The organism is Exiguobacterium sp. J17977 (assembly GCF_018616375.1).
In the GTDB taxonomy this organism is placed as follows: domain Bacteria; phylum Bacillota; class Bacilli; order Exiguobacteriales; family Exiguobacteriaceae; genus Exiguobacterium; species Exiguobacterium mexicanum.
In genome coordinates this window covers 52217-70040 of sequence record NZ_JAEQBB010000003.1, presented here as the reverse complement: position 1 = coordinate 70040, position 17824 = coordinate 52217, and the positions used below count along the sequence as shown (strand labels likewise).

Genomic DNA, 17824 nt, shown 5'->3' with positions numbered 1-17824 from the left:
TGTACAATCTCTATTGTACACGAGTCGCTCGCTTTACGGTCAATCGGGTAATTGAAAAATCTTTATCGGCACCAAAAAGGCGCCCCGTTGACGGGCGCCTTGGCGTTGCTGACGTGATTAAGCTGTCGTTGATTCTTGTTCCCGGACCGCATATTCGTAACTCGGAATGACGACGGTGAACGTCGAGCCTTGGTGTTGCACTGACTCGACATGAATCTGACCGGCGTGACCGCGGACGATTTCTTGACAGATTGGGAGGCCGAGTCCGGTACCGCCGATTTCACGGCTGTCCGAATTGTCGACGCGATAAAATTTGTCGAAGAGTCGGTCGAGCGCATCGCTCGGAATCCCGATTCCTTGGTCTTTCACTTTAATCGAAATCGATTGGTCATGATGAGCCAATTCAACCGTGATTTTTCCGCCATGCGGTGAATATTTCACAGCGTTCGAGAGCAAGTTACTCATCAACTGTTTGAACTTTTGACAGTCAGCGAACAGTTCGTACGGGCGATCATCGGCCGTGACGAGCTCGAATTGGTGTTTCAACGACGACGCCTCATAGAACGTCATCATGTCGCGAATGACCGGCTCAACATCGAGCTGTTCGCGGTCATACATTTGACTTCCGGCTTCCATTCGTTGTACGTCGAGGAAGTCGTTGACGAGATGTGTCAAACGCTCCGTCTCGGCATGAATCGTCTCCAAGTATTTCGCTTGTTTCTCGTTCGGCAACTGCTTTTTGACCATGAGTTCAGTGAACCCGTAAATCGACGAGAGCGGCGTCCGCAATTCATGAGAGATGGTCGAAATGAACTCGCTCTTCAAGCGTTCTGCCTCGGTCTCGCTCGTGATGTCACGGAAGACGAGCAACGTCCCTTTCGAGATGCCGCCGACGACGATGCGCTCCGCATACATCTGCAGGTTCATCTCACCTTTACGAATCGAGAAGCTGACGCTGTCGTGCGGGAAGTCATCGGTAAAGAGCTGATCCGTGTACTTCAAGAAATCGTCATTTTGGTCGACCGTCGTCGCAATCGTCTCGCGCCATTCGTTCCATGATAATTCGGCAAGCTCGTTCGATGTGATGTCATCGAGTTCGGGGAACATCTCATAGAGCGGACGGTTGACGAAGACGTCATCCGTCGAGTGCTCGACATAGATGACCGCCTCGCGAATCGAGTCGAGAATGCGTTCCGTCTTCCCTTTTTCACGGGTCATCTCTTCGAATAGACGCATCCGGAGAAGCGAGAGCGACAATTGACGCGCGAACGACATGATGTCACCCATCTGCGTCTGCGTGAAGCGGTCCTTATACCGGACGAGATAGATGAACGCGATAATCGCGTCATCCGTCGGGTCATGGACCGGCACAGCCGTCTCATACATATAGTATGGGTACGGGAGCGGATGGTCGCTTGCGACTTGTTTCGATGAATGGACGGTCGTCCGTAGCGTCATCGCCCGGGTCAACACCGAATTCTCGCTGTCGAGCAACTGACGCGTGAGCGTCTCGTTCAAGCCGTGGCTCGTAATCGAGAATGAGCCTGTCGCGTCGAGGAAGACGAGTGCCCCGACCTCAGAGTCGGTGATGGCGACGAGCTTCTCGATAATCTCTGGATAGGCCGTCAGCGAATCCCGAGCCGCGAGCGTCTCGGTCAATTCGTTGCGGTATGCCAGGTGTTGCTCGTTCTGTTGCGTCTGCTCCAAGATTTCCTCGAGCTCTTGCTGCTGGGCTTGAAGCTCCTCTTGTTGCGCAATCAATTCTTCTTGTTGCGCCTGTAACTCGTGGTTTTTCTCAATCAAGTGACGTTCGTTGTCACGAAGCGTCTCGGCCATCTTATGGAACGACCGTGACATCGTCCCAATCTCATCTTCGCGTCCCATCTGATCGCTCAAATCGACGATCTCGCCCTTGAGCAGACGGTCCGAAGCGATGGAGAGACGTGAAATCAAGCGTGTTTGACGACGCAAGAACGGCTGGATGAACAGTAAAATCAAGGCCGCGAACGATAGAATGCTCGCAATCCACAAGAATTGAAGAATATTATTATTCAATTTCCAAGCGTCGTACACTTTTTGTTTCTCGCTATCCATCAAATCTTTGTAATCCGATAACGCCGTCTCAATCTGTTGAATCGGTCCGAGCGTGTCAATCCCGCGTTCTGGACTGTACGGCACGACGCCCTGCTCAATCAAACGTTGGGCGGTCGGTAATGCTAACACCGTTTCCGGATTGATGGTCGTCTCGGTGATTTCTCCGTCGGCCCGCAGTTGACCGTATTCTGTTGTCACCGGGAGGATGACACCGAAATAGAAGTCATGGAACTCTTGTAAATCTTCCGCGAAAATCTCGCCTTGTTTCGTCTGCACGACACTCTTGAACCAGTTGATTTCTTGTTGGAACTCGTTCTCTTTCGCTTTGGCGCGATCGAGCGACTCGGTATCACCGAAGACGAGATACCCTCGGGCCTCATACTGGACCCCTTGCCAGTCATCCCACAACGCGTTCAAGCGTTCGATGCGTTGATCCACGTCTTGTAGCCGTTGTTCGTTCGCGGCGACACGCTCTTCCATGTATACATACATGAAAATCGAGCCGACGAGCGCGAGTGCAAGGAAAGAGTAAAGGACGACCATGAGATCACGTCCGAGTTTTTGTTTAAACCATCTGTTCAATTCACGATGCCTCCTATAATCTTCACCAGTTCAAGGGGACTGAACGGCTTCGAAATAAAGTAGTCGACTCCAATCTCATTCGCGCAATCACGATCAGATTGTTGGCTCTTCGCCGTGAGCATCATCACTTTTGTATGTTGACGTCCTGGCAGTTTGCGTACTTTCTCAATGACCTCGAGACCGGTCATGCCTGGCATCATATGGTCGACAATCACGAGGTCATACTCGTTCTGTTCGATTAGCCGGTAAGCTTCAAGGCCGTCTGGCGCTTCATCAATGTCATATCCTTCATCTTCTAATGTATCTAAAACAAGCATACGTAATACTTCTTCATCTTCTGCTAGTAAAATTTTTACCATGACGATTCCTCCATTTTTTATCCCATTCCATTATTTTAACGGATTCAGTTCGTAATCACAAAAAATAAGGGTGTACGGTGTATAACCGTACCCCTTTTTCTTCACAACGTCTACATTATAATACAACAATTTCCTGCAATTCGAGAGAATAAATGAGCATCTGCCCGACCGTGATTCCCCAAATCGCCTCAATTGCCTCACGATAGAGCGAGAGTTGGACGTGATAGCGGTCACGCAACAGTTGTTTGGCCGCGTCACGGGAATCGCTCGAGAAGAGTACGGAGTCCGATTTATAGTCGAGGAGCACATACGTCTCGCCGTCATAAAACAGACAATCGATAATCCCTTGAATCAGCACGTGCTCGTCGGTGAACGTCCCTGTCGGATTGACCCGTGCGGCCGGCACGGTATACGTGAACGGCAGCTCCCGCCAACCGGTCCCGTTTTGAAGCGCTGCCGTCAACGCGCGCCCGGTATCCGAGGCAAAGAACGCCTCGATTTCAGGAATCGCGAGCCGGGCCGTCTCCGCCTCGACCGGACTGAGCATGCTTTCCGCTTCCCAGCGGTCGATTTGGACGTCGAGCGGCGCGGACGGGTCAATCAATTGGAAGACGAGATGTAACGTCGTCCCCCGTTCGGCCCCCGTCTGCTGGGATTGCTTCCATTTCGGTTCCCGATACGGCGTGTCCGTCGCCCGGTACGTCTCTTCAAACGCCGCCTGTTCGAGCTGGAGCGCCCGTTTCAACTCGGTCACCGTTTGTTTGGCCGCCGTTTCCGTCGCAGCATGCGCCGAATAGGCGTAGGCGAACGCTTTGTGGACGAAGTCGCTGACTTTCGCTTCGTCTTTGACCGGGAAATCGATCGCCTCGAACTGTTTAACGTGATGGAGCTGGGCCATCATCTCTTGGAGCGTGGCGACTTCCGCCAAATCGCCCTCACCGATGATACGGTACGTCCATGGTGTCGCTTCCTGTTGCGGCGCGACGACCGGTAAGCCTTGTTGTTCTAAGAACGAGGCTGCCCCTTCAAGTTTCAGGAGCGCCGGTGCAATCCAATCGAGATACGTCTTCGCGTCACGACGCGCATCGGCCGATAACGTCGTCCCGGTCTGCTCGACGTGCAGCCACTGCTGAATCTGTTTGCCCGGTTCTTTAATCGTCCCGACCAAAATCAATTTCTCTTTGGCCCGGGTGAGGGCGACATACAGGACGCGCATCTCTTCGGCTTTCATCGTGGCATCGAGATCACGGCGAATCATCTCTTTGACGAACGTTTCCGTTTTCGTACGCGTGACGACATCGATGGCGTCGAGCGAGATGCCATACTGCTTATGGAAGATGACACGCTGCATTTGGTCACGTTTATTGAACTGTTTTCCGAGCTGGGCGACGATCGTGACCGGGAATTCGAGTCCTTTTGACTTGTGGACCGTCATGATGCGGACGACGTTCTCTTCTTCGCCGAGCGAACGGGCCTCAGACAAATCCTCACCGTTATCTTGCAGCCGGTCCATCACCCGGAGGAAGCGATACAAACCGCGGTATCCGCTCCGTTCATAGGACAAGGCCCGGTCATAGAGCGCCTTCAAATTTTCTTGGCGCCCTTTCCCACCTGGCAAGCCGCCGGCGAAATCGTAGAAGCCGGTGTCGTTGAACACTTGTTGAATCAGTTCCGACAAACTATGGTTCCGGGCGAACGTACGCCACGCCGACAAGGCATCGAGCACATCCCCGCATTTCAGACCGAGGTCATCCTCATCGTCCGCTTTCGCCTTGAGCGCCTCGAAGAACGAGTCCTCCGATTCAAGGCGAATCTTGGCCAATTCCTGATCACTGAAACCGAACATCGGCGAGCGGAGCGCCCCCGCGAGCGGGATGTCTTGGAGCGGGTTGTCAATCAGTTTCAACACGGCGAGCATCATGCGAATCTCCGTCGCCTGAAAATAACCGCCGTCTGAATCGGTATAGGCCGGGATGTTATATTGCGTCAAAATATCCATCAGCTGTTCGACGCGCTCTTTTTTCGAGCGGACCAAGATGACGATATCGCGATATTCACACGACCGCAGCAACCCGGTCGCCTCATCGGTCACCTTGAACGGCTCCTCACCAGAGACGAGCTCTAAAATCCGGGTCGCGATGGCGCGGCCCTCTAGCTCTTGTTTCGAGAGGTCACGGCTCTCACCATTGACGAGAATCAATTCCGGTCTCGCCTCGAGTTCCTCATACGCCCGTCCCGGCACGAGTCGGGCCGCCTCATCGTACTCAATCTCACTCACTTCCTCGTCCATCAACCGGACGAACAAGTCGTTGATACCATGGAGCACTTCGGCCCGGCTTCTGAAGTTTTGGGACAGGTCGATGCGTTGCCCCGAACCACCTTGTCTGAAACGGGTCGCCTTCTCGATGAACAGACGCGGCTCGGCATGGCGGAACCGATAAATCGATTGCTTGATATCGCCGACCATGAACAAGTTGCCGACGTGTTCGGCTTCGTGGCTGACGAGCCCGATAATCGTCTCTTGAATCTCGTTCGTATCTTGATACTCATCAATCAACACTTCGGCGAAACGCTGTTTATAGAGCGATGCGACCGAGGACGGTCCGTCCCCGTCCCGCAGAATCGCGAGCGCATAATGTTCAAGGTCACTGAAGTCGACGAAGGCACGGTCCCGCTTCGCCTGCTCATAGGCGGCACCGAACGTCCGGACGGTCTTGACGAGCGTCTCGACGAGCGGCCGTTGCGTCATCAACACATCTAAATAGTCCGCTCCGCTCGTGCCGGCCTGGGCAATCGCCTCGCTCAACTTCTTCTTCGCCTGGTCATAGGCCGGTTTCAACACCGTGTGATAGACGTGGTGCTCGTCTTTCTTCTGGACCGATTTCATCGTCCCGAATTTGACGGCACGGGCCGCCGTCTCGAGTTCGCTCCACTTGAACGAGTCAGGATCAAGGTTCGCGAACGGCAAAATCGCCTGTTGCACGTTCTCAGATTGCGCTTCATACCCGGCGAGCCGAAGCTCGATGGCGACGCGCCGGAGTTGCCGCAACGCTTTCTCGATGTCTACCCAGAGTAGGTGACCGAATTCGATCAGCAGTTGTTCATCGTCCGGGTCTCCGTCAAATTGATACAACGAGACGAGTTCGTCCAAATACGCTTCCGGGTCCGGCAGTGTGCGCGCGTAGTGATAGAGTCCGAGAATCAACTCTTCGATCTCACTGTCACCGCGGTCGGATGTGTAGGCGTCAATCAAGGCGAAGAAGGCATGGTCCTGTTCGCCGTAGGCGTCTTCGAGCACGTCTTCGAGCACATCGTCCTGCAAGAGCACCAAATCCCGTTCTTCCGCGATTTTGAACGCCGGGTCGAGGTCGAGCAAATAGTAATTCTCTCGAATCACCTCGAGACAAAACGAGTGAATCGTCGTAATGAGCGCTCGGTTGAGCATTTGGCGCTGTTTGCGGATGTACGCGTTCTCCGGGTCGTCACGGAGTGCTTGATCGAGCGCCTTGGCGATTCGCCGCTTCATCTCGGCCGCGGCCGCATTCGTGAATGTAACCACGAGCATGCGGTCGGCTGTCAGTTCGTCCGTCTCATCCAAGAGACGGCTCGCGAGCCGTTCCACGAGGACGGCCGTCTTACCGGAACCGGCTGCCGCCGAGACGAGCACGTGCGAGCCTCTGGCATCGATGGCCGCTTGTTGGTCATTCGTCCACTTCATCGACGTCACCTCCTAATCTTGACAAGACGTCATCTTTTTCTAGCTTTTTCAATTGCCGCGCCTCGTTGGACAACGCCTCGTCAAAGTGACAGACACTTTGGAACGGGCACGTCTGGCATGGCCGGCGTTCTTTATACTCATACGGTTCGACCCCGATTTCCCCGTCATACATCGCCTCGGCGCTCGATTGGGCCAAATCGATGGCATGGTCCATCAACTGTTCGAGTTGTGGTGGCGAGACGACTTTTTTCGTCGTGTTCGCATCGAGCGTCCCGTCCTTCTTGTATTTGACCGGGATGACGATCGATTTTTTCTGGTCGAGTTTCGCCGTCCGGTCCATCATCTCTAAAATGGCCGGGTCATCGACGAGCAATCCTTGCATCTGATACGATTCGAGCACCTTGCGCTCGGTGTCGGTGTCCGTCTCGGCCGGAGCGACGAGCGGGCGATGGACGTGGAAATAGAGCGCGGCCGCTGGGGCGACGTTCTCTTGCGTCCAGGCGTTCGCCTGTTCAATCAATACTTTCAAATAGATGAGCATCTGCATCGCGAGCCCGTAATAAATCTCGGCGAAGTCGATCTCTCGTTTACTCGACTTGTAATCGACGATTCGAACGTACAATTGGTCATGAATCGAAGCCGTATCGACCCGGTCAATCCGACCGACGAGTTCGCACGTCGCCCCGTTACTGAGCGTGAACGACACCGGCGGGAAATTGCCGCTGCCGAAAGCGAGCTCAAAGGCGACCGGGTCGAACCCGTCTCGTTTCGACTGCTCGATTAACACTTCCGCCGTCTTGCTGACGACGTCGGTCAATTTCTTCTTCAAATAGCCATACCGGTTCGAACTCATCAAAATCGCGTTTTGAATCTCCGGTGTGACGAGCTCGACGGCCGCCTCGGCGAGCGACGAACATTCCTCCCGGCTCACATCACGCCATTCTTTCCCTTCCATCTGCACGGTCTGCGACATGTGCTCGATGGTGCGATGATACAGGTTGCCGATATCCGGCGCCTCCAACCGATACAAGCGGCGCTCTTTCAGACGAAGGCCGTAACTCGCGAAGTGGCGGTACGGACAGGCTTGGAACGTCTCGAGCCGCGAGACGCTCGCTCGAATCGAGTTCGTGTACAGCGACTTGGCGACGTCTTCCGGTAACGGTTTGGGCACGTTTTGATAGAAGAGCGCGCTCGTCAACAACCGAATCCGCTCGCGGCCTTCCGGATGTTTCAACAGCTCGTTATAGACCGTGAACCACGTGTCTTGAATCGGATAATGGCGACTGAGCCGCTGTAATTCGAGCGCCGTCACCGCTGCCGTCTGATTCACGTTCGTGATGAACGACAACTGGTCGCTCGGGCGATGTTCCCCGGCTTCTGCGAAGTGGGTCGTCACGACCTTCCCGCCGCCAAGCCGCGCCTTCAGGTCCGCGATGAAGCTGGCCGGCTGAATCGCTTTCCCGGAGCGATCGACGAGGGCGTAACTGACGAACAGACGGTGACTCGGTGCGGTGAGCGCCTTATATAGATAGTACGTCTCATCGTCAAACAAGTGCTCGGTCGCTTTGCCGGCCCGGACGCCGTTCTCGTGCATGAAGTCGAGGTCTTGGTCGGTCAATAGTTTCGACTGGGTCGAGACGAGCGGGATTTGATCTTCGTTCGCCCCGAGCAAGAAGACGACTTTTTTATCAAGCAACCGGCCCCGGACATAATCGGTGACCGTCAATTGATCCAAAGAGGGCGGGACGAGCGCATAGCGCAGGCTATCGAGCCCGGTATCCATCATTTGGAGGAACAGCTCGGTCGAGAGCATCTCGTCCGGTGCGGCGGCCTCCAGCTGTTCGAGCAAATGCAACACGGCGTCCCATACTTGCGTATGTTCGCGCGCCTCGAGCAAGCGTGCCTCCTCGAGCGCCTCATCGCGCCAATGGGCAAGACAAGACGACACACCGACCCGCTCCAAGAACGCGTAAATGGCGTGCGTGTACGCCTGCATCGTCTTCGCCGCCTTCAAGTCATCCAACAACGGGTCGAACGTGTCGACGACGGTTTGACGATAGCGATTGAGCGCCGTCTCTGCGTCGAGTTCTTCCCCGGTCAAGCGCGCCTCTTCCTCGGCGCGACGTTTCAAGTACCACGCATCGTGCCAATGGTAATGTTTGATGCCTCGTTCAATGACGAACGCCTCGAGCCGGTCAACTGACGTGCGCCGATGTTCTGCATCTAGCAGAATCAGTTCCGTCTTCAGCGCCCGAAACACGGGCTCTTCCCGGTATCCGCGCTGCGCGACTTCAATCGTCGCCTTCAATAATTCGACGACCGGATGATCGAGCATCGGCTGCCGCTCATCAAGGAAGAACGGCAAGTTCATTTTTTGTAGCGCCTGCGTCGCCAAATCGCCGTACGCTTCAAGCGACCGGGACACGAAGGCGATATCGCGGTATCGGAAGCCTTCCTCACGAACGAGCCGCACGACTTCACGGACTGCGGCCTCGACTTCCACCGACCGGTCGACGGCCGCGTGTAATACGACGTTCGAATCAGGTCGTGAGTACGGAGCTGCCGTCACTTGCCCGAATGTGGCCTCGAGATAGGCCAAGCTCGGATGTTGGAAACGAGGCGCACCCGTATGAGGCATGTCACTCGACGAGATGCCCCGTTCGGATAACAACTCTTTGAAGCGCATGAGCGTACGCTGTGTCGGTCCGAACGACGGATGGGGCCGGTAGAGCGAATCCGGGTCAATCGTCAACAGGACGTCGAGCGGCGCCTTCTCCGCCAAGGCGACGAGCACCGCCAGCTCCTGCTCGGAAAATTCATTAAACCCATCGACGTAAAACCGGGTCCCGGTCAAGTCGATGTCCGGTAACAGTTGCAACAGCACGTTAAAGTAATCTTCGGCATGAAGCGATTTTCCCTCTGTCATCGTCAAGAAACCTTCGTATAGGATGGACAAGTCCTGAAGTTTCAACGACCGGTGTTTGTCTTGTTCGCTCAAACGGAGCAACTGCTCCGGATCGACGAGTCCTCGTTTGAGGAGCGTGATCAACGCATTCAATTCCTCATAGAAACCGAACTGATTCATCGTCCGGCGGAACAGGGTCAAGCGTTCCTCGTTCATCTCGACGACACGGCGCAACAGCAAATGCGTCCCGGTCTGATCTAAAAACTGTTCGGTCGCGACGCCACGGTCGCGCATCATCAAAAAGGCGAGACGGCGCATCGATAAGACTTGAATCCGGGTCGACCCGTTCAAGCCGTCGGTCATCGCCATCTTCCGTTCCATTTCAAACGACATTTGGTCTGGGACGAGCATATAGATGGTCGGTCCGCTCGGGTCACGCTTCAGCTCTTCGATGACATGTTTCGTCATCCATTCGCTTTTACCGCTCCCGGAACGCCCGACGTGAAAAGTGACCGTCATTTAGGCGAACACCCCTTCCCTTTTTTCTTTATTATGACCCATTCGGCACCGTTTGTAGAGGGAAATCCTTTGAGACCCCGGTAAGAAAATTGGCCAGCTCGCATCCTTCCCATTTTCAAGGAAAATCGATTAGACTGGACGTATGAGGGGGAAATGAACATGAGTGCATATGAACAATTCGGCGGCGAGCGTGGAGTCCAGCAGCTCGTAGACGCCTTTTATGATCTCGTCTACGCCGACCCGGTGTTGTTGCCATTGTTTCCGGACGATAAAGATCGGGTCAAAGCGCATCAATTCGAGTTTTTAACACAGTTGCTCGGGGGACCGAAACTATATACGGAACGTCGCGGCGGCGGCAACTTGGCGATTATTCACCGGGACCATCCGATTTCTGAGACGCATGCCGGACATTGGCTCGGCTGTATGGAGCAAGCGCTCAAAACGGTCGATGCCCCCGAGTCGATCAAACAACAGCTCTTCCACCGCTTGATCATGTCATCCTCGAACGTCGTCCGCGTCTGCTCGCACCATTTTGAGTAGTCAGCCTTTCGAAAAGCGGGTATGATAAGAAAGTAAGTAAAGGAGGTCGTTTTTCATGACAGAAGAAGAAAAGAAAGAGGCCGTTTCGTCTGAAGAAGAAACGGAAGAAGTAGAACCGACGGCAGTCCTCGCCGACGCCTTGGATGAGGACGACGAGGAAGAAGACCAACCCGAAGAAAAGAACATGGACCACATTAAAGGTGTGTTCAACTATATGCACGAGAACGGACGAGAATATCGCGTCGTCTTCTATCAAGACCGGAAAAACCTCGTCTTCCGTGAACTCGGCAACGGGAAAGTCGAATTCGTCGGACGTTTCACTGACGAGGCATACGATGAAGAGAATGAAGCAGAGATGCGCGAACTCGGCGAGCAACAGCTCGAACGGATTCTTGCGGACCGTCTCAAATAAAAAAATCGCCCGAATTAGGGGCGATTTTTTTATTTGTTCTTGTTTTGTCTCTTCTTCCGAAGCGCGTAAATCGCACCGGCGAGTCCTCCAGCGACGGCAATCCCGGCCATGACCGGCACGAGTACTTTCTTCGTCGGAATCATTTCTTTCACGCGCTCATACGGTGTCGGTACCGACAGCTCAAGTTGAACGGCCGACTCTCCATGTCCATGCGCGCGTGCTTGGCGAGCCGCGTCAGTGATGACGACACGCCCCGTTGTATAACGGCGGTTGCCGTGCTCATCCGTATACGGACGACGTACGCGTTTGACGCCGCGAACTGTCTTCCCACGGGCTGCATCCGGACGGACGACACGTTCGCTCGTCCACGCTCGGCCCCCTGTCGCACTGTAAGCCGGGCGAATCGTCCGGCGATTTAACCATGTGTATGAATCATTCATCGTTGATTCCCTCCAATATTGTGAAGTCCTTCTCTTATTATACCCATAGAGCATCTCACAAAAACATGCCTTCCATCGACATCTAGACAGCCGACATGAAAAAAAGACCGGCACGATGGCCGGCCTTCCCCTTACTCCGTGAACGGTTTATCTCGGTGGCGACGTTTCGCCAAAATCAAATAGTACGCCGGGACGAGCACGAGCGTCAGTACCGTCGAGAACAAAATCCCTGACACGATACAGATGGCAAGTGGTTTGAAGAGTGGGTCTTGCCCGAACGCGACTGGCAACAGGGCGACGACGGCGGTCAAGGCCGTCAACAGGATCGGACGAATCCGGGCCCGGCCTGCCTCATAGACAGCGGTCGTGACCGCCATGCCGTCCCGAATCCCTTGCTCGATGAACTCGAACAAGACGACGGCGTTCCGGACGACGATTCCGGCGAGCGAGACAATCCCCATCGAAGCCATGAAGCTAAATGGCGTCTGCGTGATGAACAGCCCGACGACCGCTCCGGCAATCGCCAAGTAAATCGTGAACAAGACGAGTAACGGCAGTGACAATGAATTGAACTGGAACGCAATAATCAAGAAGATCAAGAACAGGACGACGACGAACAACGTAGCAAGTTCAAGGAAGAACTCGTTTTGTGTGTCGCTTGCCCCCGATTGATCAAACGCGATCCCGTCATCGGTCAAGGCAGACTCCGCATCGTTGAGCACACGGTCGACGTCTTGTTTGAACGCCTCCTCGTCCATGCCTTCGCTCGCATAGATTTGAAGCGTCACGGTCCGTTCCCCGTTCTCACGCGGAATCTGTTGAATCTGTTCCGTCGTCGTCTCGGTGACGAACGTGCTGAGCGGTGCGACCGGCGGGCCGGCCTCCGTTTCGACCGGGACGAGAATCTCGTCCAAGGCGAGCGCCTCACGGTTCGCTTCCGCATCGACGACGATTTTCACATCGCGCTGTTCGACACCATCATCGAACGTACCGATTGGAATTCCGTCCGTGACGAGACGAATCTGGTCACTGATCGCTTTCGCTGTGACGCCAGCTGCCGCCATCGCGTCACGGTCGAGCTCATACGTGAGCGTCTGGAACGGTTCTTTAATGTTGTCGAGGACGAGCGCACCATCAATCTCCTCGAGGTCCGCTTTCACGGCATCACGAGCTGCCACGAGCTCGTCGATCGTCTCGCCGCGCATCGTGAATTCGACAGGTGCCGACGTCGGCGGTCCTTGTTGTTGCGTATCCAAGAAGATTTCAGCGTCCGGGTTATTCTCACGGATTTGCGTCGTATACTGATCAATCAATTGAATCGCATCGATTGTCTCGTTATCGACGCGGACGACGACTTGACCGGTGTTGTCACCCGTTTGGTCGAGTCCACCCGTGAATAGGCTCGGTAACCCGCCCCCGGCAAAGATTGACGTCTCGGTGACACCATCGATGCTTTGGAACTCTTCCTCGATGGCTTGAAGTCTCCGTTCCGTCTCTTCCAAGTCGGTCTGGACCGGGAATGTGACGCTCGTCACGACTTCTGGTCGGTTCGCGGCCGGGAAGAATTCAAACGGAGTCAAAAGAATCAATCCGTACAAGGCGGTCGTGATGACGAAACCGACGAGCCCGAACGTCCACGGGCGCTTCGCAACTTTCGGCAGCAACTTGTCCGCATAGAAATTACTGAGACGGTTGAGCGGTTTTCCTAGCCAACCTGGCTCTCGTTTGGAAACTTTGACTTGTTTTCGGTTCAACCAGTATTGGGCAATCGGGACGAGGGTCAAACTGATGACCATCGAGGCGAGCACCGACAGCGCCAATACGGTCGGCAAGGCGCGAATAAAGTTCCCGTTCGCACCAGACAAGAGCGTCAACGGCAAGAACGCGAAGACGACGGCGAGCGTCGATGTGACGATTGAGCCCCACACTTCTTTCGTCCCGCGTACGGCACCTCCCATCGCCGTGTCCCCTTTCCGATAACGGCGCAGGATATTGTCGTTGACGACGATGGCGTCATCGACGAGAATCCCGAGGGCGATGATGGCCCCGATGATGGAGATTTGGTTCAAGTCGACCCCCGTGAAACGAAGCGGGATTAACGCGAGCAAGAATGATAATGGAATCGCCAAGCTGACGATGATTGATCCTGAGACCGTCAATCCGATCGTCGTGACGACGATGACGGCAATCATGGCGACGATGAACTCTTTCGTCAACGACGAGAAGATCGCGTCGACCGCTTTGGCCTGCTCGTAATAAGGGACGAGCTCGACACCAGCGACATCACCGACTTCTGTGGCGACAACTTCATCGACGCGTTCTTGAAGCGTCGGGATATCTTGTCCCGACTCGATCGTGACCGTCAAGGAAATGGCGGGCTGTCCATCGAGCGAGACGAGGTCCGTGACCGCTTTTTCCGTCTCTTCGACCGTACCGACGTCTTCGAGTAGAACGGGCGTCCCGTTCACCGATCCGACGACGACTTGACCCATGTCATTGACGTTCGTCAAACTGTCGATCGCCAACTGATAGATGCCTTCTTCCGTCGACTGACGGCCGAGCGGAGTCGTCTTATATTCTTCATTGATGGCCGTCAAGACGTCCGGGAAGGCGAGTTGACGCTCGCCGAGTTCGGCCGAGTCGAGCGAGACGACGAATTCGGTTTCTGGTAATCCTTTGATGGTCACACCCGTCACGCCATCGGTCCGCAATAAGCGCTCCTCCAACCGCTCGACATCTTCACGGGCCGCCTGCAACGATTCGCGGTCGTCCGCAGTCAACAAGTATGACGCGACCGGCAATTGTCCGATCGAGTCATTGACGGTTGGTGCGAGCGCATTGTCAGGCAAGCGCGGCGCGGCATCCGAAATGGCTTGACGCACGTTCGCCTGGAGCTCACTTCGGTCGAAGCCGTCTTCATACTCGACGGTGATGTTTGAGAACTCGGATGCGGATAATGATGACACATTCTCGATTCCATCGAGTCCTCTCAATTCAGTCTCCAAAATATTCGTGACGTTCCGTTCGACCGTCTCTGCGGTCGCGCCTGGATATGGCGTCTGAATCAAGATGATATTGACACTCGTCTCCGGAATTTCACGCTTCGGAAGTTGGAAGAACGTGAGCACTCCGACGACGACTGCGACGAGTAAAAACACGATGACCAGTTTCCCTCGTTCAATCATTTTTTGAAAAAACATGTTGACCCCTCGCTTTCAGATAATGTGCAAATACACATATGAACTATTCTTCTTCATCATAGAGGGGTTCGTCATCGATTTCAATCTTTAAACCTGACTGAATGTGTTTCAGTGAAAGCGTTTCTGGAAGGAGTACGATAATTGGATGGCGCGTTGTTTTTGTTTATCGACCGTGTGACTGGATACCGGGACATCGACCGTTTCTCCCGAATGGAATAAAATTTTGCTCCCTTTTCCACTTTTATTCGCCTTGTGCACATGTGAAAAATTGATCCAAGCACAGTCCGGGCTTTCTTTGGCGATGGTCGGGAAAAAGATTGTATCTGCGTGCCAATCCATGATGACGGGCGTTTTCCGGTGCGGGCCGAGTACGCCACGGGCCGCTTCAATCCGTCCTTGGATACTTGAACCGTAATATAGACAGGCGGATTCGAGTAAGTGAAGGGGTGAGCCTTTCAAGCGTTGAACCCCATCTGATTGATAGACGAGCGTCTCCGCCTCCCCGTACTCATTAAACACCGGAATCAAAGCTCTTGTTTCATTCGTCAACTTAGTCATCTGATCTGCCTCCATCATGGATGTATTGCCTTACCTCTCATTCATAACAAGGAATCATCGTTTTCACAAATCGAACTCCAACATTTCCCATTAAAAAAATCAGCCAACGCGTGGCTGATTTTTAATTTCGAGAATCTAACTTTAGTTTTTTTATCGAATTCGAGGGCGGAAAGTGAAAATGCACAGCAACTCCGTCACTTGTATTTCCCAATGCGACCGTCCCCTCATGAAGCGTCACAATCCGTTGAACGATGAAGAGACCGAGTCCAAACTTCCCTTGTTTTCCACGTGAGAATTGATGGAACAAGTCGAGGTTCTCGTCGACAGGTGGACCATCATTCTCAATCGTGATCTCGACTCCTGCCTCAGTATGCGACAGACGGATATGAATCCTCGATTCGGCGTAACGCAGAGCGTTATCGAGCACATTCTCGAATGCGACACGAATCTGTTCCCCATCACCGAGCATCTCACCGGCATGCCCTTCGACCGTCCAGTCCACGTTGCCACGCAATTTAAACCGGCTGACGAGTAGTTCCACCAATTTATCGAGATTGATCGGTTCAAGCCGCATCTCTTGGCCCTTGAAATATTCCAACTTGGTGACGTATAGCAAATCGACGACTTTCTTCTCGAGCCGTGAGGCCTCTTCGTCGATGACCTCGGCCGACCCTTTCAAGTCTCCGGTCGGATAGATGCCGTCTCCGATGGATTGGGCATAACCGCGGATGACCATGATTGGCGTCTTCAAATCGTGGGAGATGTTTTGGAGCAACGCCTGTTGAGCCACGTCCTGCTCTTGCAGCTCTTGCCGCATCGCATCAATCGAGCGGGCCAATTGGCCGAGCTCGTCTTGACGCGCGAGCGGAAGCACCGTCTCCCATTGACGGTTCGAGATTTTTTCGACTGCCCGTTCCATCTCGACGATCGGTTTCGTCAGCTCACGCGACATCCAGAGGGCCGGAATCAACGACAGCAAGCTGATGACTCCGATTAAAATCGAGATGCGCCAGTAGAGCGTCGAGACGAGTTCACGGCGATAGGCGTCCCACGCATAAGATGCCTGATAGATGAGCTCGCCATCATACTCGTTTTGACGGATGATATAGTAGACGTCCTCTCCGTCAATCGTCGTCTGATATTTGGCGACCTCGCTCGTCTGGTCGATTGCTTCTTGATACATCCGGTTCGTCAGCTCGAGCGGTGCCGATCCATAAATGATTCGTCCATTCGGTAAAAAGATGAGCTGGTTGACCGAACGGGACTCTTGTTGCCGGCGATCATACTCAATCGGATTTTGCGGGATATTTTCCAACTCGTTCGTATTCCCCAGGTAATAATCGACATCTTGCAACGTCTCATACACTTGTTCATCGATGAATTGCGTGATCGAGGAACGGATCGTCAATAAAATCATCAAGGCGAGCGTCACGATGATGAGGAGAATCAACACCCAGATTTTCCACATGAGCCGCTTCGGCTGAAGGTGATCGAGCTTCATGGCTTAACGAGTCGATAACCGACGCCATAGAGCGTCTCGAGCTCCAAGCGATGCAATTTCTTCCGCAGGCGCCGCACCAAATCATCGACGACGCGGTCCGAACCGAAATAGTCATGGCCCCAGACGCCTTCAAGAATCTGTTCACGCGACAACGCCGAACCCGGGTGTTCAAGGAACAGCAGCAATAAGTCAAACTCTTTCGACGTCAAATCGATTTCATCCTGTTCGTGTCGGATGAGACGTTTCTCGGGATAAATCGTATATTCCCCATACTCGATATGTTCGTTCGATTTTGAGCCGTACACCCGGTCAATCAACTTCTTCACCCGGATGACAAGCTCGCGTGGCAAGAACGGTTTGGCGATATAATCGTCAGACCCCATTTCGAGTCCGATGATTTTATCGATATCTTCGTCACGTGCCGAAATGAAGATGGTCGGTGTGAAGGCGTTCGTCGCCTTGATTTGTTTCAACAACTGGAATCCGTCCAAGTCGGGGAGCATAATATCGAGCACCCATAGGTCCGGCTCGTCCTTGATGGCAGCTTGGGCCGAGATTCCGTCGGTGAACGACCGGACGCGATACCCTTCCTGCTCCAAATATGTGACGAGCATCTTGTTCAAATTAATTTCGTCATCCACTAAATAAATTGTGTACATTCGAGTCACCTCTGCAACGTTTTTACATATCATATCAAACAATTATGGACTAAAGATGGGAATGGGCTCGTTTCTTGGGCTTTGAATGTGCTCGCTACACGTCAACGAATCGACAAAAAAAGAAGGGTCTCCCCTTCCTTACCGTGTCGGCCGCGTGCGCATCTGTTGCGCGAGGAATACTGTGCCTCCACTCAGTAAGGCCAGTACGCCGCTAATCATCATGATTTCCATCTTGCCCCACCTTCCTCGTTGATACCGATTCTCATTATCACCTATAATATAGCATGTTTCGACTCGGTTGAACATCACAAAAAAAGCTCCCGCTGTAGGCGAGAGC

At 53.8% G+C, this 17824-nt stretch carries 11 protein-coding genes; 2 read left to right on the top strand and 9 right to left on the bottom strand.

Features of this window, described 5'->3' with window-relative positions:
• Window positions 1-117: 117 nt before the first annotated feature.
• The 4 genes from KNO58_RS06515 to addB all read right to left on the bottom strand — a co-directional run bounded on the left by KNO58_RS06515 (window position 118) and on the right by addB (window position 10177).
• Entirely contained in the window at window positions 118-2676 is a 2559-nt protein-coding gene (locus KNO58_RS06515) for a HAMP domain-containing sensor histidine kinase (protein WP_214752381.1), read from the bottom strand.
• The gene (locus KNO58_RS06510) at window positions 2673-3035 is read right to left on the bottom strand and encodes a response regulator (RefSeq protein WP_021066686.1); all 363 of its coding nucleotides are present in this window, start codon (window positions 3033-3035) and stop codon (window positions 2673-2675) included. Before KNO58_RS06510 ends, KNO58_RS06515 begins: the two co-directional genes overlap by 4 nt.
• Before the next feature lie 115 nt (window positions 3036-3150).
• Window positions 3151-6753 carry a helicase-exonuclease AddAB subunit AddA gene (addA, locus tag KNO58_RS06505; protein ID WP_214752378.1) on the bottom strand — a complete coding sequence of 1201 codons (3603 nt, stop codon included), beginning with the start codon at window positions 6751-6753 and terminating at the stop codon, window positions 3151-3153.
• Entirely contained in the window at window positions 6737-10177 is a 3441-nt protein-coding gene (addB, locus tag KNO58_RS06500; protein ID WP_214752376.1) for a helicase-exonuclease AddAB subunit AddB, read from the bottom strand. Before addB ends, addA begins: the two co-directional genes overlap by 17 nt.
• A gap of 159 nt (window positions 10178-10336) precedes the next feature.
• Here addB and KNO58_RS06495 point away from each other — a divergent pair, with 159 nt between their 5' ends.
• Window positions 10337-10717, top strand: coding sequence for a truncated hemoglobin (locus KNO58_RS06495; protein ID WP_214752374.1), 381 nt, complete (start codon window positions 10337-10339; stop codon window positions 10715-10717).
• A 55-nt stretch (window positions 10718-10772) separates the two neighbouring features.
• Window positions 10773-11129, top strand: coding sequence for a hypothetical protein (locus KNO58_RS06490; RefSeq protein ID WP_214752372.1), 357 nt, complete (start codon window positions 10773-10775; stop codon window positions 11127-11129).
• 29 nt (window positions 11130-11158) lie between these two features.
• Here KNO58_RS06490 and KNO58_RS06485 read toward each other — a convergent pair whose 3' ends face one another.
• From KNO58_RS06485 to KNO58_RS06465, 5 genes are all read right to left on the bottom strand, one after another.
• The gene (locus tag KNO58_RS06485) at window positions 11159-11569 is read right to left on the bottom strand and encodes a hypothetical protein (RefSeq protein ID WP_214752370.1); all 411 of its coding nucleotides are present in this window, start codon (window positions 11567-11569) and stop codon (window positions 11159-11161) included.
• 131 nt (window positions 11570-11700) lie between these two features.
• Window positions 11701-14769, bottom strand: a complete 3069-nt coding sequence (locus tag KNO58_RS06480) for an efflux RND transporter permease subunit (protein ID WP_214752368.1) — start codon at window positions 14767-14769, stop codon at window positions 11701-11703.
• A 108-nt stretch (window positions 14770-14877) separates the two neighbouring features.
• Window positions 14878-15327, bottom strand: a complete 450-nt coding sequence (locus tag KNO58_RS06475) for a competence protein ComK (RefSeq protein WP_251026131.1) — start codon at window positions 15325-15327, stop codon at window positions 14878-14880.
• A 121-nt stretch (window positions 15328-15448) separates the two neighbouring features.
• Window positions 15449-16828 carry a HAMP domain-containing sensor histidine kinase gene (locus KNO58_RS06470; protein WP_214752366.1) on the bottom strand — a complete coding sequence of 460 codons (1380 nt, stop codon included), beginning with the start codon at window positions 16826-16828 and terminating at the stop codon, window positions 15449-15451.
• Entirely contained in the window at window positions 16825-17487 is a 663-nt protein-coding gene (locus KNO58_RS06465) for a response regulator transcription factor (protein ID WP_021066695.1), read from the bottom strand. Before KNO58_RS06465 ends, KNO58_RS06470 begins: the two co-directional genes overlap by 4 nt.
• Between the last annotated feature and the right edge of the window lie 337 nt (window positions 17488-17824).